The organism is Thermodesulfobacteriota bacterium (assembly GCA_040754335.1).
Lineage (GTDB): Bacteria > Desulfobacterota_D > UBA1144 > Nemesobacterales > UBA2774 > 2-12-FULL-53-21.
In genome coordinates, this window is sequence record JBFMCV010000003.1 from 372,582 (window position 1) to 392,557 (window position 19,976).

Genomic DNA, 19,976 nt, shown 5'->3' on the forward strand with positions numbered 1-19,976 from the left:
ACCACTCTCCCCGCTATTTATAAATGCTTTTACTCCGAGTATGTTATGGTAATATTCAGGTCGCTTGCAGTTCGTGAAACGCCGAAGGTGACTGCTTTCTTGAGACAATTTACCGAATAGTGATACTGAAGCGGGATGAACCTTTATCGTATCGGTTTTGGCAAAAAGCTGTTAATCCGGCAAACGAACTCATTGCTTATTACCCTCACATGAGGCCGGCAGAAATAAAATGAAAGTAATTTTCGATCCCGAAGAACCTCTGGACAGCCCGACATCCGCTACGATCGGAAACTTCGACGGCGTACACATCGGTCACAAGAGGATATTGAGCGCGGTAAAGGAAACGGCCGGAACGAAGGGACTGAGCTCCTGCGTGATAACCTTTCACCCCCATCCCCAAAAGGTGCTCCAGAACATAGAGATACCGCTCCTGATGCCTATAAGAGAGAGACTCAGGCTGCTGGAAAACGAGGGCATTGATTTCGTCGCCTGTTATACATTCACGAAAGAGATGTCAAAAATCACGGCGAAGGACTTTATCTCCGAAATACTCGTAGGCAGGCTCAAGGTCAAGCACCTCATCATAGGCCCCGACTTTTCGTTCGGAAGGAAGAGGGAGGGGAATGCGGATCTTCTCAAAGCCATGGGGAAGGCGTATGACTTCGAAACGAGCGTTATCGGTCCCGTGTTCATAGACAACGAGGTCGTCAGCAGTTCCGCCATCAGGAATTTTCTAAGGGAGGGCGACGCAAGAAAGGCGGCCAGGTTCCTCGGTTACTTTTATTACGTCGAGGGACAAGTCACCGAGGGAGAAAAGAGGGGCAGGCAGATCGGATACCCGACCGCGAATCTGGATACGGACTGGGACATATTTCCGAAAACCGGTGTCTATGCCACGAGGGCCTATCTTGACGGAAAGAAGCTCGACAGCATAACGAACATAGGATACAGACCCACGTTCGGGAGCAATAAACTCCTTATCGAAACTCATATATTCGACTTTAATTCCGATATATACGGGAAAAGGCTCAGGCTCGAGTTCATAGAGAGGATAAGGGACGAGAAGCGTTTCGAGAGCGTGGACGCGCTCGTAGCCGAGATCGGGAAGGACGTGGAAAAGGTGAAAGACGTCCTCAGGAATGTAATTTAAAGTGAATATGCCACTTCCCGCGGGGAAAAATTGGAAATAAAAGCGACGACGAAAATATACGGAATATTCGGCCACCCCGTGCATCACAGCCTGTCGCCCGTCATGCACAACAGCGCGTTCTCGGCGCTCGGGCTCGACTGCGTGTACGTTGCGTTCGATGTATCGCCCGGGGAGATAGACAAGGCCGCCCAGGCCGTAAGGATCCTCGGAATAAATGGAGTAAATATCACTATTCCCCACAAGGAAAGCATAATTCCTCACCTAGATAAAATCGCCCCCGACGCAGAGCTCATGGGCGCGGTCAATACGGTAAAGAACAACGACGGCAAGCTCACAGGCTACAACACGGACGTGGGAGGGTTCCTGAGGGCGGTCGAAGAAGACCTCGGTATAAAGCCCGAGGGGCTGAGCGTGCTCCTCGCTGGCGCGGGGGGGGCCGCCCGGGCCGTAATGTCCGCATTCTGCTTGAACGGGGCCGAGAGAATATACATCGCCAACAGAACATACGATAAGGGCCTGAAGATGGCGAACGAATTCGGAAAGCGATTCAAGAAAATCAAGATCGAGCCGGTCGCGCTCGACGATGTCAAAGCCGTAAGAGCAAAACTCGCGGAAGCGGACATACTCGTCAATTCAACTTCGGCGGGCATGGAGGGAAGGGAAACCATAGACCTTCCACTCGATGCACTCAAGGAGACTGCCGCCGTGTACGACCTGGTCTATAAACCCAAGGAGACGCCGCTCGTTAAGGAGGCGCGCAGGCTCGGCCGCAGGGCGTCAGGGGGCCTCGGCATGCTCCTTTACCAGGGCGCGCTCAGCTTCGAGATCTGGACGGGCAGGGACGCCCCGGTTGGGGTTATGAGAAAAGCGATCGAATAAGCCGCCTCCGAGTCAACGGCCCCTTTTTACACCCCGGTAAAATAGGCCCCAGGTCCGAAAAATACAAATCGTCCACTGGCATATACCCGGGCTTTATGGGATAATGAGTGTATCAATACGACAGCTTAAACCCGATCGGAGGTGTGATGAAGGTTGTAAGCCCCGCAGGAGATTTCGAGATCAAGGTCAGCGACTCGTCGGTAGAGGGCGAGTTCGTGGTCCTGAGCGGCCAGATGGGCGTATGGGATTCGAAGATCTACCTGACGCCGGCTGATATCTGGCAGTTCGCATCGATATTTCTGAGACCCGCCGTAGTTATATACATACTCAAGATGCCGTTCAGGTCTTTTTTCGGCGGCTCGAAAGGGAACGGCGAGAAGCAGAACGGCGGCGACTGATCCGCCCGGGCGGACGAACAGCCGCGGAACGGCGACGATAAAAATAGGGCTTGAAACTTAGCACAGAAATTCTTAGACTTTTAGTAGATAAATCTTAAAAGGAGGGACTCAGGATGATAGATAATTTCGACGACTTTGATTCCGACATTCCCGTTAACTATCGAGGCTTCGATCTCTCCGACATAGATTACAACGAGCTGCCCGCCCTCATGGAAAAAATTGACCTGATCCACGAGGACATGAACAGGATCAAGAACCTTTCCAGCAAACTGATCGGAATTTACGAGACCTCCGAATCGATTAAAGGCGACGTTTCGGGAAAACGCGTGCCCGTCTACGAGCAGTTCATAGATGAAGGTATAAAGGAATACGGAGAGGACAGGGGCCGAGAGCTCATAGAGCTGCTCCTGGGCGGCCCCCATGAATCTCCCAAGCAGCAGATCGCCAAAGCGAAGGCGCTGCTCATTTCCTACGAAAGGCTTTTCGAGGACGAAGAGTCCGAGCCTATCCATCCGTCGCAGTTCGAAGAGAGCGACATCTTCAAAATGATCAAGAAACTCACCGGGAACAAGAACCTGTTCCCTACCCTCAACTCTCAGTAACAGGTGGCATATACGAGAGGGGCGCATATACGGGCGGGGAGCATATATAGAGGTGAGTATGAGCGGCGGCATATGCGAGCGGGGGCTTATATGAAAGGACCAGCCATAGAGTGAGTAAGGCTAGCCCATGCGCTCGAGAACTTCCGGGTTGACGAGGTGTTCGGGTATCTTTCCGCCGAGCGCTAGATCGACGCTCTCGACAGCCATCTCTATCATCCTTATTCTGGTTTCCGCGGACGCGCTCCCTATGTGAGGAAGGAGCACTGTGTTCTTCCGCTTAAGGAGCTCTGGGTCCACGTCCGGCTCCCTTTCGTACACGTCGAGCCCAGCCCCCCAGATAATCCCTTCTTTCAGCGCCGCTGCAAGCTCTCCCTCTTTTATGATCGGTCCCCTCCCGACGTTCACGATAACAGCGGTCCGTTTCATTTGTCTGAATTCGGCAAGCCCGAACCGTCCCCTCGTTTCATCATTCAGAGGAGAAGAGACCAGGATGAAATCCGATTCCCTGAGAAGACTCTGAAAGTCCGCATACACAGCCCCGGTTTCCCTCTCGGCATTCTCGTTCCTTCTCCTGTTGTTGTATACGACCTTCATCCCGAAACCCGCAGCCCTTCTGGCCGCGGCCGCGCCTATCCGTCCCATGCCGAATATTCCGAGGGTCTTTCCGTGAATGTTCTGCCCGAGGAGGAGCGACGGGTGCCAGCATTTGAAGTCCCCGCGCCTCACGTACGCGTCCGCCTCTACGACCCGCCGGGCGGCCGAGATCATCAAAGCCCACGCGAGGTCGGCCGTCGTTTCGGTGAGCACATCGGGCGTATTCGTGACCATGACGCCCCTTTCGGTCGCATAGGCGACGTCTACGTTCTCATACCCGACGCCGCAGTTGGATACTATCTTGAGGCCCGGGAGAAGGTCGATGAACTCTTTATCTATCCTGTCGGAAACTGTCGAGATAACGGCTATCGAGCCTGACGCGCCCTCGAGAAGCTCAGCCCTCGTGGGAAGACGGTCACCCGGGAATTCCTCGACAATGTACTTTTCCCTGAGCCGCCCGAAGGGCTCCCCAGGGTAGTGCGCACTGACATATATCTTTTCCATTACTTTGATTGTCCATCCCGAGAGAGATACAGAACGCCTGGTTCGTTCAACTCCGGGACACGAAACGGTCTCTATTTCTCGAACGGGTCAGGTATCTCAGGGTGCCAGAGCTTGAAATGGTTTCTATGGTTCTCCGTATAAGCGCCCGGCGGATAGTATTTATCGTAGAAATCCAGGTCGAGGTGGTGCGCCTGAACCATGAACCGGAGGAACATAGGGTCAGAGAACGCCGGGAACCTCCCGTACGTATCGTAGACGTAGCTGCATATGTCCTTGACGACCTGTATCTCCTCCTTGCTCGGCCTCTCGACTTCCTGGAGCACGCCCTCGGGGTTCTTGAACGGCATCGTATGGGATTCCCAGTTGGACCATTTCAAATCGTTAAGCGCCTCGACCGCTTCTCCCATGTCCTTGTAATATGGAGGACAGAAGGCCTGGAAATACCCGTCCTTCCCGACCGCAACAGGGTTCGGGTTGCCCGTTTCACCCTTGAGCTTCGGAGTGATGAACCTGAACCCGAGGCCACGGTTGAACGGAGTGCCGCCGAGCATGAACATGCTCGCGAACCCGCTGAAGAGCCACCCCCCTAACCCCAGCGCCTGGAGAGTAAGAACCATGTTTTGCCCCATGAACGCCTGCTCGGCTATATATCCGTTCGCGAACCTGAGCTCAGCCTCTATGAGCGGCATCCTCTTCCCGAGATCGAGGAAGCCCTTTTTCTGCCACTCTGCCGTCCCGGGCGCCCTCATCCCGTGGATCTCGTCGACGAAATTGAATCTGTGATCGGGACGCATGTAAAAGAAGTAAAGATTTATTATGCAGGCGGAGAGATCGGTTACCGGCATGAAAAGGGTCGTGCCCGGCTTGTTTACGTTCCAGAGGTTGTGCGCGGCGAGTCCGGGCGGCTTCGAGGGAAGGTCCGCCCGCTTGTCCTCGAGCTTTATCCTCGACTCCCTGAAGAGCTCGAGTATTCGGTCGACGCGCTTCTCACGGCTCAGTCCCTCGAGGCCCCTGAAGTCATCCGGGCGTCTGTCGTGGAGCTTTACCATGTAAGTACCTTCGTCGTTCGTGTAAAAGAGCTCCGTCCTGTGGACGTCCCCGAGCGCGGGGACTGTCCTGCTCGTAAACTGCATCTCGAGGTCGAGCCCGACGTGCGGGGGGAAATCCGACAGGTTGATGTTCTTAATACCGAGCCCGTTCCAGACGATTATCGCCTCTTCGAGCTCAGAGAGTGGGACCGGGGCGTGCTTGGACTTGTACGCGAGGGGGCCCTTTTCGATCTCCATGCCGAGGCCGAACCTCCTCGACCTCCTTTCGAAAACGGCGTCCATGAATTTGTAATCGACGGCAACATCAAGCCCAGGCGGATATTTACTCATTTCTACTTGTCTCCCTCTGAATTTTGAAGGTTATTGTAGCAAATATGGAAGTGTAATCCAAATGAATGTGGAAATAGAAAAGATACTTACAAGAAACGGGATAATTCATCATATATACTTTTATATGACGGCTTCGATCTCGACCTCAGAAAGGACTGAACATGAAATCTAGCCCCCGACTCGCTTCGTTTTCCCCCGCCGGATTGGCCCTTATGATAGTCTTCCTTACCTCATGCTATCCCTCCTACAATATCCCTCCGCCGCCTCCTTTCGCGCCGAATCCTAACGTTCAAACGAGCGAGGACGGCGTGAGGATAACGGTTATCCCCTCATACTGGACGGGATCTCCCGGAAACCTCCAGAACTATGTTACGCCCTTTTACATAGAGATAGAGAACTTCTCAGGCCGGACAGTCGGATTCGATTACAGCGACATTATCCTCTTCGACCAGTTCAGGACGCAGTACGTCCCGCTCAACCCTCAGACCGTGGCGGACATAATCCGGTCTTCGGCGCCCGTATACGCCTATCCCGCATATCCCAATGTATCTATAGGAATTGGGGGAGGTTATTACGGGGGTTTTTACAGGGGAGGCTGGGGACCGTACTACGGACCATACTGGAGACCATTCGGGTACTATGCTTTCAGTCCGATATGGTATTACCCGCCGCCCGTATATTACTACGCGCAGCAGCCGAGCACGAAAGACGTGCTCACAGAAGCGCTGGCGCCCGGCTCTATCGCCCCGAACGCGTCCGTCAGGGGATACATATTTTTCAAGCAGATACCGGCTGAAGTGACGGAGGTCACGCTTGATATAGGTTACGGAATTGAGGGCACGCCCGTATTCCGCACGATGTCGTTCCAGTTCCCCGTGCTGCAGCAAGGCGAGTGACGGTTTGAGTTACCGCAATTTAATTTCTTATTAAAAATAGATGCCGGGAATATGATGTTTTCCCGGTTATTGGTCTTGATACAGGCCGGCATTAGTTTACTTTCTCGCCGCCGAGCACTTTCAGCTTGTTGTAAAGCTCCTTTTCCTCTCGAGAAATCTTTTTGGGTATTTCGACCTGGATTCTCACGTATATGTCCCCGCGCCTGCCGCTCCTGAAACCCGGCAACCCCTCGTTCGGTATGCGCATTACGGTACCCGGCTGCGTTCCTGCCGGGATTTTCATCTCGACCTCTCCCGTTAACGTGGGTATGTCGAGCTTAGTGCCCAGCACGGCATCTGCGATCTGAATGTTTTCCATCCTGTAGAGGTGCTCGCCCCTCCGCTCGAACCTCGGGTCGTCTTCCGTCCTTACGGTAACGAGCAGGTCTCCCGGCTGGCCGCCCGGCTCGGGACTCAGGCTTCCGTGTCCCGTTACGCGAAGGGTCGTGCCCTCTTCAAGCCCCGCCGGCACCTTTATCTTGATTTCGCTCTTCCGCTCGACGTCCCCCTTCCCACTGCAGGTCTGGCAAAATTCCTCAATTATCGAGCCGCGTCCCTTACACTTCGGACAAATGGCTACCTGCTGGAAAGTCATCCCCTGCTGGCGGCTCGTATAGACCTTCTGACCCGACCCGCCGCACTCGGAGCAGCTCTTGGGCTGTGTGCCCGGTTTCGCCCCTGACCCTCCGCAGTCGGCGCACGCCACCCTGCGGCTGTACACGATCGTCTCTTCCCCGCCCGTGAGTATCCTTTTCAGGGGCACCGTAATTTCCGCCTCAATATCCCTGCCCCTCGCAGGCCCCCTCCTTCTCCCGAACCCGAATATCTCGTCGAAAATGCTGCCTCCGAAACCCCCTCCCCCGAAAATGTCGCCGAAGTTGATCCCGCTGAAAATATCTTCCGCGGACATTCCGTCCAGGGCGGAGAACCCTCCCCTGTCATAGCGCGAGCGCTTTTCGGAATCGGAGAGGACGCCGTATGCCTCCGAGAGCTCCTTGAATTTTTCCTCTGCATCCGGCGCGTCGTTGTGGTCGGGGTGATACTGCATGGCGAGCTTGCGGTAGGCCTTTTTTATGTCCTGCTGGCTTGCCCCCCTTTCGACGCCGAGCACTTCGTAATAATCCCTTTTTTCTCTAGGCATATGAGAAACCCGTACCCGTTCTTATTTCATATATAAAAATCATTTCCTGTTTTTCAAGCCCGTGTAGCGGGCGAATGCGGAGCAAACGGCTCTGAACCCGGTATCGAGCAGGTAATTTTATAGGAAAATAAGCTCGATTCCCAATATGAAGCTGACGCATCGATACGGGCGGAAATAATCATCGCAATGTCAGGAGGATAAGGACTGTCTTAAGTATCTGCCGGTGTGGGATTTATCCGAATCCGCGACCTCTTCGGGGGTGCCGTGTGCGATTATATATCCGCCTTCTTCCCCGCCTTCCGGCCCGAGGTCGAGCACATAGTCGGCTGACTTTATAACGTCGAGATTATGCTCCACGACAAGAACGGTATTTCCGGCAAGGACGAGCTTGTTGATCACATCGAGAAGCTTCCTGACATCTTCGGCGTGAAGCCCGACAGTCGGCTCATCGAGTATATAGAGTATGTCCTTCCCTCCCTTCCTCCCCAATTCCCTCGCTATTTTTATCCTCTGGGCCTCCCCTCCCGAAAGCGTGGGCGCCGCCTGGCCGAGCCTCACATAGCCGAGACCCACGTCCTGGAGTATCTTGAGCTTCCTGCCTATAGCAGGGACTTCGTGAAAGAAATTGATAGCTTCGTTCACGGTGAGAGCCAGTACCTCGTCTATGTTCCTGTCCCTGTACCGTACTGACAGCACGTCCTTATTGAACCGCTTGCCCCCGCACTCCTCGCACGTCACGAACACGTCGGCCAGAAAGTGCATTTCTATCTGCTGCACGCCCTCGCCTTCGCAGGTCTCGCACCTCCCCCCGGAGACGTTGAACGAGAAATGGGACGGAGTGAGCCCCTTCGATCTCGCCTGCCAGGTGCCGGCCATCGTCTTCCTAATCTCGTCATACGCCTTTATGTAGGTCACCGGGTTCGACCTCGAGCTTTTCCCGATCGGGTTCTGATCGAGCATTATGACGTCGGACAGGTATTCCGCCCCCTTGATATCTTTGTATCTCCCGACCCTCTCGACTTCGCCCCTGAATTTCCGGGCGAGCGCAGCGTAAACCACGTCGCTCACGAGGGAGCTCTTCCCCGAGCCCGACACGCCCGTAACGCATATGAACGTCCTCAGCGGAAACGAGACGGTCAGGTTCTTGAGGTTGTTCTCCTGCGCTCCCGTAACTGTGAGCGACCTCCCGCTCCCCTTGCGTCTCTTCGAGGGCGGCACGATCTTCGCCTTGCCCGTTATATATCTCTTCGTCAGAGAATCGACGGAGTCGTTAAGCAGCTTCCTCACATCTCCCTGATACACAATGTCGCCCCCCCTCTCGCCCGCGAGGGGCCCGAGCTCGATAATATTGTCAGCCGACTTTATCATTTCGAAATCGTGCTCCACAACGACTACAGTATTGTCCCTGTCCCTGAGCTCCTTGATGAGGGAGATGAGACGGTCGACGTCCCTCGGGTGGAGCCCGATAGAGGGCTCGTCCATTATGTAAAGGGTCTCGGTAAGCGTGGCGCCCAGCTGACACGCGAGATTCACCCTCTGCGCCTCTCCCCCGGAGAGCGTCCTCGAAAGCCTGGCCAGCGTGAGGTATTCGAGGCCGACCTTTATGAGGAAATCTATTCTCGATTCGATCTGCTTCAGTATCTCTTGGGCTATGTTCATTTCATGGTCGCTAAGCTCGAGCTTTTCGAAAAATTTCCCGAGCCTGTCTATCGGCATCAGGGAAAGCTCGTGGATGTCGAGACCCCCGACCTTCACCCAGAGGGCCTCCTTTACGAGCCTCGACCCCCGGCAGGCGTCGCATGTGAACGCCGACCTGTACTTGCTGAGGAATACCCTCACGTGCATTTTGTAATTTTTTTCCTCGAGATGCCTGAAATAACCCCTGACGCCCGGAAACCCTGCTCCGCCTTCGAAGATGAGCTCCTTTTCTTTATCCGGGAGCGTCTTGTAAGGCTTGTCCGTATATATCCCTCTCTCTTCCGCAAAACGGAGGAGCTTCCTCATCTGGGGCCTGGAAGACGGCTTCGTGAGGGGCTCTATTGCTCCCTGTGAAAGGCTTTTTTCGGGGTTGGGGACAACGAGGTCGGGATCGAGGCCCAGTATATTGCCGAACCCCTTGCACTCGGGACAGGCGCCCTGCGGGCTGTTGAATGAAAAAAGGAGGGGGCTCGGTTCGCTGAACCGCATATGGCCCGCCGGACATTCCAGATCGGCCGAGTATGTAAGGGTCTCGCCGCCGACTATGCGGACGTTCACGCGCCTGCTCTCCTCGAATGCGAGCTCGAGCGAGCCGACGATCCTGGAACGGGACTTCTTATCCAGTACAATCCTGTCGAGAACTATCTCCGAACCCCTCGGGACCTTCGACAGGCCCTCGACTTCCTCAATGTCCCCCGCCGCAGTTATGATCCTGCTAAAGCCGTTCGAGAGGAGCTCGGCAGGCGTGAGATTCAGGTTGCCGGGAGGGAACGTCACTAAAGCCCTCTTCCCTTCTTGGTCTCTCAGCAGCTCACCCGCTATGTCCCCCGGAGACCTGTGCCTGACCTCCCTGCCGCATTCGGGGCAGTAGATCCTGCCGATCTTCGCGAAAAGGAGCCTCAGATAATCGTAGATCTCCGTCGTCGTGCCCACGGTCGAGCGCGAATTCCTGACCGTATTCCTGCTCTCTATTGCAACCGCCGGCGGGAGCCCCGATATATCGTCCATATCGGGACGGTCGACGCGCTCGAGGAACTGCCTCGCATACGTGGACAGGCACTCGATATACCTCCTGAGCCCCTCCGCATAAAGCGTATCGAGGGCGAGCGACGACTTTCCCGAGCCGCTCAGCCCCGTTACGACAGTAAATTTATGCCAGGGTATCGAGACTGTTATATCCTTCAGGTTGTTTTCCCTGGCTCCCTCGATTCTTATCTCGCCTTCCATTGACAGCGCCCTTTTATACGATTGCAATGATGAGTCGAAACCGTCCTTGTCGACGGCTCGCGCCTGCAGGACGACCCTTGAATTAATCGACCAGTCCGATTATTTCGGAAAGCTCGCTTACTTCCTTGACATCGGTGTCATCGAATTTCTCGATTTTCCTTCCGTTGAACCATACGACGTCCGCGCCCGCGTTTAATGCCCCCCTTATATCCGTACCGTACATATCGCCGACGTGTACCGCCTCCGACGGAAAAATCCCCATCTTGTCCGCAGCGAATCTGAAGATCCGGGCGTCGGGCTTAACCATATCCAGCCTCGTCGAATCAAAAACGAAATCAAGATACTGCCGGATGCCCACTTCCTCGCATTTCTCTTCCGTATAGCCGTCGTTGTTCGATATGACGGCAAGCAAATAACCCTTTCCCTTGAGGAAATCAAGGAGCCCCGCGGCGCCCGGCAGGAGAGACCTCGAAAAACCGATTTCGCTCATCTCCCTTCTGACACGTTCCCGGAACTTGTCGATATCGGCGGCGGGCGAAAGCGATTCATAGAGAATGGGAAAGAACCATTCCCGGTGTTCTCTCGGACTGATGCCTCCCATCTCCCTGTGCTTCAAAAACAGCTTGTAATCCGCTTTGACGTATTCCGCTTCGAATTCCCTGTCCGTAATGTCGAATCCCGCCTTCCTCATAGCCATTGCTATCCTGAATATAAAAGGCGGATCGGTCGACGCCAGCGTATCGCCGAAATCGAAGAAGAAAGCCTTTTTGGACTTCTCTATTTTCCCTGACGCCATTGACGTTTCCTCGCGCGCTCCCGATAAAGAAAATGATAGCATATGTGTTAAGTTCCACTAATTCCACGGACGGTAATGCAATGGCAGGGGCGAGCAGGCGATAATTTCCGTAGTCACCGGAATTCTGATCGGACTGGTTCCGATAAGATTTTATTTTTTCTTTGCAATGAAATTACGGAGATGTTAGAATATTTTCCCTAATATGAGATGGTATTTCGCTCCCTTGCTCGCGGTCGCGCTCATAACAGTTTCGATCGAGACCGCGCTGCCGGTCAACAGCACAACCAGCGCCTATACGGCTAAGATCGACACCCTGCTTCCCAAGGAGGCGAGGAACAACGGCAAGCTCGGCGTCGTCGTAAAGTCTCTCACCTCCGGTGAAACGATTTACGAACACAACGCGCAGAGCCTCTTCATACCCGCGTCTAACGAAAAGATCATCACGTCCGTGGCATCGCTCTCGCTCCTGAAGAGGGATTACAGGTTCAAGACGGAGTTTTACAGCGGAGGCGGGATATCGAACGGAGTGCTGCACGGCGGCCTTTACATCAAGGGCTACGGAGACCCGACCCTGAGCGAACCGCACCTGGGATTCATCGTCTACCAGCTCAAGAAAAGAGGGATCAGGGAGATCAAAGACGGAATAACGGTCGACGATTCGTATTTCAGCAGAGTAAGGCGGGCGGAAGGATGGAAAGAGGAATGGACGAACGATTTTTACAGCCCCCCGATCAGTGCGCTCTCCTTCAACTATAATACGATCGAGGTCAAGGTCACGGCCTCCAAATCGGGGCAGAGGCCGTATGTCTCGATACTGCCCGACGGCTCCGGCATAGCGATAATAAACAACGCCGTCACCAGCACCAAACAGAGCGCGCTTACCACCACCTGGAAGGACGATCAGACTATAATAGTGGGCGGAAGAATCAAGCCGAAAGCATCCGTCCTTCTCAAAATCCCTGTCCAGAACCCGACGCTCCTTACGGGCAACATACTGAAAAACGCTATCGAGGAGGCGGGCATCAAGGTATCGGGCCCTGTTGTAGCGGGCGATGTGCCAAGGTGGGCCACCGAGTTCTACACGCACTACTCCGATCCCCTGTCGGCGATCATAACCGAGTACAACAAGAACAGCGTCAATATAATAGGCGAAAACCTTATAAAGACACTCGGCGCGGAATTCAAAGGCGCACCCGGGTCGTGGGAAAACGGTTCGTCGGTAATTTCCGAGTTCCTCCAAAAGATTGGCATCAAAGACGGGTACAGGGTGGTCGACGGTTCCGGCCTGTCGCTCCTGAACAGGGTTTCTCCTGAAACCCTGACCGAAGTTTTAAGCTACGCCTACACGAACAGGATAATCGCATCAGACTTCATCGATTCCCTTCCGATAGCGGGCGTGGACGGGACGCTCAAGAAAAGGTTCCGTCAGTCGGATGTCCAGGGCAGGGTAATGGCTAAAACCGGCTATCTCAACAATGTAAGAGCCCTCTCCGGCTATGTTTTTACAAAACAGGGCGATGTTCTGGTATTCTCGATCCTTGATAACGGACTGGGGTGGAAGACCAAGGAATTCCAGAATAGTCTTCTGTCCGAGCTCGTAGGGTGCTGCGGCGCAGCAACAGCCGGCACTTCGACAATCAATTAAATGTTCAAGATAATCGGATTTCCGGAATTGATTTTTGGCAAATCAAAAAGTACATTGTAATCAGAGGCAGGGAATTCTTCCCTACACCATTGTCTATTGATTTTAAATGAAAATTCGAGACCGTGTCGCATCTGGCTCAATTTTCAGGAACGTGTAAGCGAGATTCATCATCGCTTCAGCCACAAAGCAATGGGATACGTCTTCAACGACAAATTATACTCCGTCATTCATGCAAAGAAGTTTCGCTTGACAGATAAAGTAAAAAACTTTATTTTTTTAGGTAAAATTAACCTTTCTACTTAAATGCTCGTTACGATTTTAAAAAAATATGTCTGGGTAATTAACTTATGCCTGCTTACGGGACTCGCTTACCTGGCGGCCGCGACCGTAAACCAGAAAATCGAGGGCATGATAAGCTCGCCTCGCGCTGCGGCATCTCAAAAGCTCCTCCAGGACGACGGAAAGAGCAAACCTGAATCGAGCGTAAAACGCCCTGTATCTTACTACCGGGTGATACTCACGAGAAACATCTTCGGCATCACCAATTTATCGGATGCGGGGTACCCCGGAGGGAGCCAGGAAGCCCTGCCCGACAGCACGCTCAACATAGTCCTCCTCGGGACGATCATCAACAACGACTCCTCGTCGGTGGCCATCATAAAGAACCCCGACGATAACAAGGTCAACGGCTACCGCAGCGGGGAGACCATAGGGATTATCACGTCCGAGAACGTCAAGCTGATAGAAGTGATGAACTGCAAGGTAGTCATAGAGCGGCAGAGGACCGGACGGGAGACTATCAAGTGCAAGGACCTCGGGGAAATAGCATCCACAACCCCGCAAGCCCCTCCCGCGAGGAGGACACAAGCGAGGGGAACGGGCTCGGAAAGTCCGCAGGGGTCTTCCGAAAACGAAGGAATAAATAAAATCGGGGATAACGAATACGAGGTCAGCAGGGAGCTGCTCGAAGAGGTGCTCAGCGACCCGACGAATATTATTCAGCAGGCGCGCGTAATACCTCAGGAGGACGGACTCAGGTTTTTCGGAATACGGTCGAACAGCATATTCTGGAAGATCGGAATTAAAAACGGTGACACCCTGCATAGAATAAACAACGTCGAATTAAACGACGTGGAAAAAGCCCTGAGCGTTTTTGAAGAACTGAGGTCACAGAGTAATTTCACGATAGATTTTACAAGGGCTGGTAAAGAGTACACTTATGAGTACAATGTTAGATAGAAGAGCGTCCGGATGCTCGGGTTCGCTGCCGATATTCGATGATGCGCCGTATACGATCTGATTACTCAAACAGAGACAGGGATGAGCGTACGCGGAGTGTGAGGACCGAATAATAATGAGAGGGCTGCTGATCAATATTCTGATTCTTGGATTCCTTTTAACACTATACGTCTACGTCAACACGGACCACGAAAAAACGATAATCAAAGAGAACTCGGCACAAACTACCGAGCTTGGAGACGAGAAGTCCGCAGGCTCCGACCGGGAAGAGGACTCGAGTTACAAGATACGGGAAGGCGACACCTTATCCCGGATCGCGGAAAGGTTTGAGGTGTCGGTCAAGGACCTGAAAGAATTTAACGGCCTGACAAAGGATGAGCTGTCGGTAGGCGAGTATATCGACATACCCGCCGGGAGCGATACCGAAAAGCTTCGAATCGCAGGGAGCGACACTTATGCCCCCTACGGGGACCCAGGCGACTCCGAGACCATGACTCAATCTCTAAGCGATGAGGAGCAAGACCCGTCGGGTTATCAGAACGCGACTGATCAGCCTGCCTCCGACAGGCAGGAGGAAATCGAGCAGAGGAGACAAAACCTCCTTCAGCAAAGAGATAGGCGGCGACGGCAGCAGACACAGAGCCCCCGCACGCGGGATAGTCTTCAGCAGATGTTACCAAAAGAAAACGGAACTCAAACGCCCCCCGAAACCGAAGCGGAAACCGGAACAGTCGAAGAAAAACCCGAAATCGTCGTAACCGACGGCGAGATCGTCAATCTGCAGTCGGAAATGGACGTGCAGGACCTGATTCAGACCATCAGCGAAATCACGGGACAAAACTTCATACTCGACGAGTCGGTAAAGGGAAAGAAGGTCACTGTAATCGCGCCCGGCGGCTTTAAGAAAGAAAACGCGATGAAGCTCTTTGAAACGATCCTGAGCCTGAACGGGTTCTCGGTCGTCAAAAAGGACGGCACCAATATAATCGTGCCGAAGAGGGACATAAAAATAACCAGCATCCCTACTGAAGTTGGCACTGAGCTGGGTGAGTCATCCGACAGTTTTATAACGAGGCTGGTCCAGCTTAAGAACATACAGGCCAGCGAGGCGGCGAACATTCTGAAGCCCCTGATTTCCCGAGAGGGAGACATAGTAGTGTATCCGGCAACCAACACGCTTATCATAGTAGAGACGGTGGACAACCTGAACCGGATTCTGAAAATAATCGACAACCTGGATGTAGAGACCGAAATAGAATTCATAAAGATACATAATGCCGATGCTGCTGAAGTAGCGGCAAAGCTCGTCGAGATATTCGGGGGAACGGCATCCCAGGCATCGAGCGCCCCTGCACAAACCCAGCAGTCGCAAAGACAGTCGGCGACACGCACACGCAGCCTTCCCGGCTCCCAGAGCAGGGCGGAAACACCCGCGATAACGTCCCAAACGACCGGCGAGAACGCGGCCGTCGGATTTAAAGTAATCACGGACGAAAGGACTAACTCGCTTATCGTCATAGCATATCCGGACGACATGAAAAAAATTAAAGCCGTCATAGAGATACTCGACGTCGAGACCGCGGAGCCGGAAGAGGGCATCTACGTAATAAGGGTATTGAATGCCGACGCCGAATCGATCGTGGCCGTGCTCGCGAGCCTGTTCGGAGGGAGCGGGGCCAGAACGGGGATCGGCGCGGACAGGACTCAGCGTACCTCCGGCTTCGGGACCGATTCAGCGCTGGGGACGTCATCTACAATAGGAACCGGCTCCTCCACGGCCAGGCAGGCGATCGAGAGGGGCACATCGAGCGGCTCTACGGTGGTGGCTGAGACGGACGAGCTCAGGGTTACGTCCGACCCGTCGACTAATTCCATTATCTTTATAGGCTCCAGAAGGGACTACGAGACAATAAAAGAAGTGATCGAAGAACTGGACGTCAGGAGAAAGCAGGTGTTCGTGGAGGCCGCGATTCTCGAAGTGAGCCTGGACAAGATCAGGTCGTTCGGGACCAATCTGAGCATCGGGTTCACGGTAAACGGCGATACACTGGGCTTCGGCGGCACTGTGCTGCCGGGAGTCCCGAGCCTCCTTGCGGTCGAAGCCGACCCCGAAGCATCCGTAAACGTCCTGGGCAGCCTCTCCGGCCTGTTCCTCGGCGTACTGGGCGAGGAAGTGGATCCCGACGGCTCGGGCCCCATCCCCCCGATACCGTCATTCAGCGCGCTATTCCAGGCATTGACCTCGCTTACCGACGTAAACGTATTATCGACACCGAGCATTATTACGACAGACAACGAGCCTGCCGAGATCATCGTCGCGGACGTCATACCGTTCCCTACGGGCAGCACGGTCGGAGACAGCGGAGTAACCGTGCAGACGATCCAGCGTGAGCCCGTCGGCATAAGGCTATCCATTGTACCCCAGATAAGCGAGGGCGACTTCCTGAACCTCAATATACTGACGGAAGTTTCTGCGATCAGGCAGGCGCCGGTACAGGGCCTCAATACCGCACAGTTCGGTATCGCCACCACGACAAGGACCGCCGATTCCTCAGTAGTCGTGAAGAACGGACAGACTATAGTAATCGGCGGACTCGTACAGGACAGGGAGAGCGTGATTCAGAACAGGGTGCCGGTACTCGGCAACATACCGGTGCTTGGCAACCTGTTCAAATTCAAGCAGAGAGAGAGCCAGAAGATCAATCTGATGATACTCCTTACTCCGAGGATCGTCGAGAACGAGCAGGACATGCAGCGGATACTTGAAGAAAGGCAAAGACGCAATATGCTTTTACAGGAGAGGGGGTTTAACAGAGAGGATAACTGATCTTGAGTTATTGATATGAAGAGCATTCAGGAAATAATAGGCGAGCGGAATCCCGCCGCGCTCCCCAAAATTGACGAGCTTTTATCGAAAAACGGAGAAAGCCTCGAGGAAGTATTAATCAAGTCGAGGGTTCTCGACGAGAAGGAAGTCTTGGAAGTGCTTTCCGAATTCTATGAATTCCCTTACACGCTGACGATATCCGAGCGGGAAATAGACGGCGAGCTCGTAAAGACGCTCCCGATCAGCTTCGCGAAGAAATTCAGGTTAATACCCTTTCAGAAAAGGAACGGCAAGGTGATCATCATCCTGTCTCCGCCGCTCGACCTCTACGCCCTCGATGAGGTCAGGTCGCTGTTCGGGTGCGAGATCGAGCCGGTTCTGGCGCTTAACCACATCGTCCTCGACACGATCAACAGGGTCTATGAGCGCGGAAAGGAGATGACGGAAGGGATCGAGGACGATTCGGCAGGCATCTCGGAATACGACCTCCAGGAGCCCAAAGACCTCCTCGAAGCCGAAGACGAAGCCCCGATAATCAGGTTCGTCAATTCGCTCCTGTTTCAGGCGGTGAAGGAAAAAGCGAGCGACATACACCTCGAGTGCTTCGAGAAGGAGCTCTCCGTCAGGTTCAGGAAGGACGGCATACTCCACGAGATAACCACCGTACCTAAAAAGCTTCAGGCGTCGATAATATCCAGGGTCAAGATCATGGCCGAGCTCGATATCGCCGAGAAGAGGAAGCCTCAGGACGGAAGGATCAGGGTCAAGGTCGCGGGAAGGGACGTCGACGTACGTATATCGACCGTTCCGACCACATGGGGAGAGAGCGTCGTAATGAGGATACTCGACAGGTCCTCCGTGCTCCTCTCTCTTGAAGACCTGGGGCTCGCCGGAAAGAAGCTCCATATCTTCGAAGGGCTTATACAGCGCCCTCACGGCATCATACTGGTCACCGGCCCTACGGGCAGCGGTAAAACGACTTCGCTATACGCCGGCCTCGAAAGGATTAACTCTCCCGACAAAAAGATCATCACTGTTGAAGACCCGGTCGAATACCAGATACAGGGGATAAACCAGATACAGGTGAACCCGAAGGTAAACCTCACTTTCGCAAACGGCCTCAGGTCCATACTCCGGCAGGACCCGGACGTAATCCTGGTCGGCGAAATCAGGGACAGGGAAACCGCGGATATCGCTATCCACGCGTCGCTCACGGGACACCTCGTTTTCTCCACGCTGCACACCAACGATTCGGCGAGCGCGATCACAAGGCTTATAGACATGGAGATCGAGCCCTTCCTCGTGGCCTCATCGCTTATGGCCGTAATCGCCCAGCGGCTTCTCAGGTTCCTTTGCAGCTCCTGTAAAGAACCCTATGAGCCGCACGACGACGAGCTCCTGAAGATAGGCCTCCGCAGGAGCCAGCTTGATGACGGGGTGCTCTACAGGGCCAGAGGGTGCGACAAATGCTTTAATATGGGGTACAGCGGCAGGACCGGGATTTTCGAAATGCTGCTTATCGACGACGATATAAGGAACCTGACCCTCAGTCAGGTCGACTCTACCAAGATCAAGAGAAAGGCCATGGAGCACGGCATGACCACACTCAGGATGGACGGGGCTGAGAAGGTGGCAAGGGGCTTGACTTCGGTCGACGAGGTCATGAGGGTTACAGAAGAAGAAAGCATAATCTAAACCGCCTGAAGAGATCACCCCAATTTTTATAAACAGAATCGGATAATATATAAGATATGCCCGTATACAAATACAAAGCCATTGACGAGACCGGACGGACCGTCCAGGGAATCGTAGATGCGGAATCCCCGAAGGGCGCAACGGACAAGCTCAAGCGCCAGGGGGTCTTCCTTTCCTCGCTTAACGAAGTCAAACAGGGGAGAGCGAGGAGCTTTAATCCGTTCAAAGGCGTTAAAATTTCCGAGCTCGCGGTCACTACGAGGCAGTTTTCTACGCTTATCTCCGCCGGGCTACCGCTCGAGGCGTCCCTGACGGCCCTCTCCGAGCAAACGGAGGACGCGAAGCTCGGCGAGATACTGACACAGGTGAAGGACAGGGTGAGCGAGGGCAGCTCTTTGGCTAATGCCCTCGGCGAGCACAGGAGCGTTTTCTCCGATCTCTACATAAACATAGTAAGGGCGGGCGAAGCGAGCGGCACGCTAGACATAGTGCTCCTGAGACTCGCGGACTTTCTTGAAAAACAGGCCGCCCTGACCTCAAAGGTAAAAAGCGCGCTCATATATCCCGTCTTCATGTTTTTCATAGGCGGCGGGGTGCTGTTCTTCACGATGACTTATGTAATACCCAGGATAGCGAAGATATTCGAGGACAGCCAGAAGGCTTTGCCTCTCATGACGGTAATACTGATAAACGTAAGCGGTTTTTTCAGCAGCAACATACTGCTGCTCCTCGTATTGCTCCCCATACTCGTTTTCGGAGCGTACCGTTTCAACAAAACGGAGCGCGGAAGGATGTTCTTCGACCGGCTCTCCCTGAAATTGCCGGTATTCGGAAAAATAAATTCCATGGTCGTGATATCGAGGTTCACGCGGACCCTGGGGACGCTCCTCGCGAGCGGCATACCGCTCCTGGACGCGCTTAAAATAGGCGAAGCAGTCATGGGCAACCAGGTCTACGGCAAAACGCTCGAAGAAGTGAGGTCCAACGTAAGGGAGGGGACGAGCCTCGCAAAACCCCTCAGGGACAGTGGCGTCTTCCCGCCGCTCGTCACACGAATGATAGCCGTAGGGGAGCAGACGGGCGAAATGGAAGAGATGCTCACCAAGGTGGCGGACATTTACGACCAGCAGGTCGAAACGATGGTATCCACCCTCACTTCCCTTCTCGAGCCGGTTATGATTTTAATTATAGGCGCCGTGATGGGGTTCATAGTATTCGCAGTTCTCCTGCCCATATTCAATTTGACATCAACTATAGGATAAAGGAG

General features: G+C 53.8%; 15 protein-coding genes. 10 read left to right on the top strand and 5 right to left on the bottom strand.

What is annotated here, in order from left to right; translation table 11 throughout:
• The first annotated feature begins 229 nt into the window (after positions 1-229).
• The 4 genes from AB1598_08045 (at position 230) to AB1598_08060 (ending at position 3,029) form a co-directional block, all read left to right on the top strand.
• Positions 230-1,150, top strand: coding sequence for a bifunctional riboflavin kinase/FAD synthetase (locus tag AB1598_08045; protein ID MEW6144949.1), 921 nt, complete (start codon positions 230-232; stop codon positions 1,148-1,150).
• A 30-nt stretch (positions 1,151-1,180) separates the two neighbouring features.
• Positions 1,181-2,029, top strand: a complete 849-nt coding sequence (locus AB1598_08050; GenBank protein ID MEW6144950.1) for a shikimate dehydrogenase — start codon at positions 1,181-1,183, stop codon at positions 2,027-2,029.
• A 146-nt stretch (positions 2,030-2,175) separates the two neighbouring features.
• On the top strand, positions 2,176-2,427 hold the full coding sequence (locus tag AB1598_08055; GenBank protein ID MEW6144951.1) for a hypothetical protein: 252 nt from the start codon (positions 2,176-2,178) through the stop codon (positions 2,425-2,427).
• A 113-nt stretch (positions 2,428-2,540) separates the two neighbouring features.
• Positions 2,541-3,029 (top strand): hypothetical protein, encoded by a 489-nt coding sequence (locus AB1598_08060; protein ID MEW6144952.1) that lies wholly within the window; start codon positions 2,541-2,543, stop codon positions 3,027-3,029.
• 120 nt (positions 3,030-3,149) lie between these two features.
• Here AB1598_08060 and AB1598_08065 read toward each other — a convergent pair whose 3' ends face one another.
• Positions 3,150-4,127, bottom strand: a complete 978-nt coding sequence (locus AB1598_08065; GenBank protein MEW6144953.1) for a D-glycerate dehydrogenase — start codon at positions 4,125-4,127, stop codon at positions 3,150-3,152.
• A gap of 71 nt (positions 4,128-4,198) precedes the next feature.
• Positions 4,199-5,506, bottom strand: coding sequence for a hypothetical protein (locus tag AB1598_08070; protein ID MEW6144954.1), 1,308 nt, complete (start codon positions 5,504-5,506; stop codon positions 4,199-4,201).
• A gap of 212 nt (positions 5,507-5,718) precedes the next feature.
• Here AB1598_08070 and AB1598_08075 point away from each other — a divergent pair, with 212 nt between their 5' ends.
• On the top strand, positions 5,719-6,402 hold the full coding sequence (locus tag AB1598_08075; GenBank protein ID MEW6144955.1) for a hypothetical protein: 684 nt from the start codon (positions 5,719-5,721) through the stop codon (positions 6,400-6,402).
• A gap of 91 nt (positions 6,403-6,493) precedes the next feature.
• Here AB1598_08075 and dnaJ read toward each other — a convergent pair whose 3' ends face one another.
• The 3 genes from dnaJ to AB1598_08090 form a co-directional block, all read right to left on the bottom strand.
• Positions 6,494-7,582, bottom strand: a complete 1,089-nt coding sequence (dnaJ, locus tag AB1598_08080) for a molecular chaperone DnaJ (GenBank protein MEW6144956.1) — start codon at positions 7,580-7,582, stop codon at positions 6,494-6,496.
• A gap of 189 nt (positions 7,583-7,771) precedes the next feature.
• Complete coding sequence (gene uvrA / locus AB1598_08085) at positions 7,772-10,507, bottom strand: excinuclease ABC subunit UvrA (GenBank protein ID MEW6144957.1); 2,736 nt, start codon at positions 10,505-10,507, stop codon at positions 7,772-7,774.
• A gap of 82 nt (positions 10,508-10,589) precedes the next feature.
• A complete protein-coding gene (locus tag AB1598_08090) occupies positions 10,590-11,303 on the bottom strand; it encodes an HAD family hydrolase (GenBank protein MEW6144958.1) in 714 nt (237 codons plus the stop codon).
• 202 nt (positions 11,304-11,505) lie between these two features.
• Between AB1598_08090 and dacB the strand changes: the two genes are divergently transcribed.
• The 5 genes from dacB (at position 11,506) to gspF (ending at position 19,971) form a co-directional block, all read left to right on the top strand.
• Entirely contained in the window at positions 11,506-12,948 is a 1,443-nt protein-coding gene (gene dacB, locus AB1598_08095; GenBank protein ID MEW6144959.1) for a D-alanyl-D-alanine carboxypeptidase/D-alanyl-D-alanine-endopeptidase, read from the top strand.
• 303 nt (positions 12,949-13,251) lie between these two features.
• A complete protein-coding gene (gene gspC, locus AB1598_08100) occupies positions 13,252-14,187 on the top strand; it encodes a type II secretion system protein GspC (GenBank protein ID MEW6144960.1) in 936 nt (311 codons plus the stop codon).
• 115 nt (positions 14,188-14,302) lie between these two features.
• Positions 14,303-17,014 (top strand): type II secretion system secretin GspD, encoded by a 2,712-nt coding sequence (gspD, locus tag AB1598_08105; protein ID MEW6144961.1) that lies wholly within the window; start codon positions 14,303-14,305, stop codon positions 17,012-17,014.
• 15 nt (positions 17,015-17,029) lie between these two features.
• Entirely contained in the window at positions 17,030-18,709 is a 1,680-nt protein-coding gene (gspE, locus tag AB1598_08110; protein ID MEW6144962.1) for a type II secretion system ATPase GspE, read from the top strand.
• 56 nt (positions 18,710-18,765) lie between these two features.
• Positions 18,766-19,971 (top strand): type II secretion system inner membrane protein GspF, encoded by a 1,206-nt coding sequence (gspF, locus tag AB1598_08115; GenBank protein ID MEW6144963.1) that lies wholly within the window; start codon positions 18,766-18,768, stop codon positions 19,969-19,971.
• Positions 19,972-19,976: the final 5 nt, after the last annotated feature.

Excerpts from the sequence above, each read along its gene's own strand:
- AB1598_08045 (MEW6144949.1), top strand. The coding sequence starts at position 230 with ATGAAAGTAATTTTCGATCCCGAAGAACCTCTGGACAGCCCGACATCC.
- AB1598_08055 (MEW6144951.1), top strand. The coding sequence starts at position 2,176 with ATGAAGGTTGTAAGCCCCGCAGGAGATTTCGAGATCAAGGTCAGCGAC.
- AB1598_08060 (MEW6144952.1), top strand. The coding sequence starts at position 2,541 with ATGATAGATAATTTCGACGACTTTGATTCCGACATTCCCGTTAACTAT.
- AB1598_08065 (MEW6144953.1), bottom strand. The coding sequence starts at position 4,127 with ATGGAAAAGATATATGTCAGTGCGCACTACCCTGGGGAGCCCTTCGGG.
- AB1598_08070 (MEW6144954.1), bottom strand. The coding sequence starts at position 5,506 with ATGAGTAAATATCCGCCTGGGCTTGATGTTGCCGTCGATTACAAATTC.
- AB1598_08075 (MEW6144955.1), top strand. The coding sequence starts at position 5,719 with ATGATAGTCTTCCTTACCTCATGCTATCCCTCCTACAATATCCCTCCG.
- dnaJ (MEW6144956.1), bottom strand. The coding sequence starts at position 7,582 with ATGCCTAGAGAAAAAAGGGATTATTACGAAGTGCTCGGCGTCGAAAGG.
- uvrA (MEW6144957.1), bottom strand. The coding sequence starts at position 10,507 with ATGGAAGGCGAGATAAGAATCGAGGGAGCCAGGGAAAACAACCTGAAG.
- AB1598_08090 (MEW6144958.1), bottom strand. The coding sequence starts at position 11,303 with ATGGCGTCAGGGAAAATAGAGAAGTCCAAAAAGGCTTTCTTCTTCGAT.
- dacB (MEW6144959.1), top strand. The coding sequence starts at position 11,506 with ATGAGATGGTATTTCGCTCCCTTGCTCGCGGTCGCGCTCATAACAGTT.
- gspC (MEW6144960.1), top strand. The coding sequence starts at position 13,252 with ATGCTCGTTACGATTTTAAAAAAATATGTCTGGGTAATTAACTTATGC.
- gspD (MEW6144961.1), top strand. The coding sequence starts at position 14,303 with ATGAGAGGGCTGCTGATCAATATTCTGATTCTTGGATTCCTTTTAACA.
- gspE (MEW6144962.1), top strand. The coding sequence starts at position 17,030 with ATGAAGAGCATTCAGGAAATAATAGGCGAGCGGAATCCCGCCGCGCTC.
- gspF (MEW6144963.1), top strand. The coding sequence starts at position 18,766 with ATGCCCGTATACAAATACAAAGCCATTGACGAGACCGGACGGACCGTC.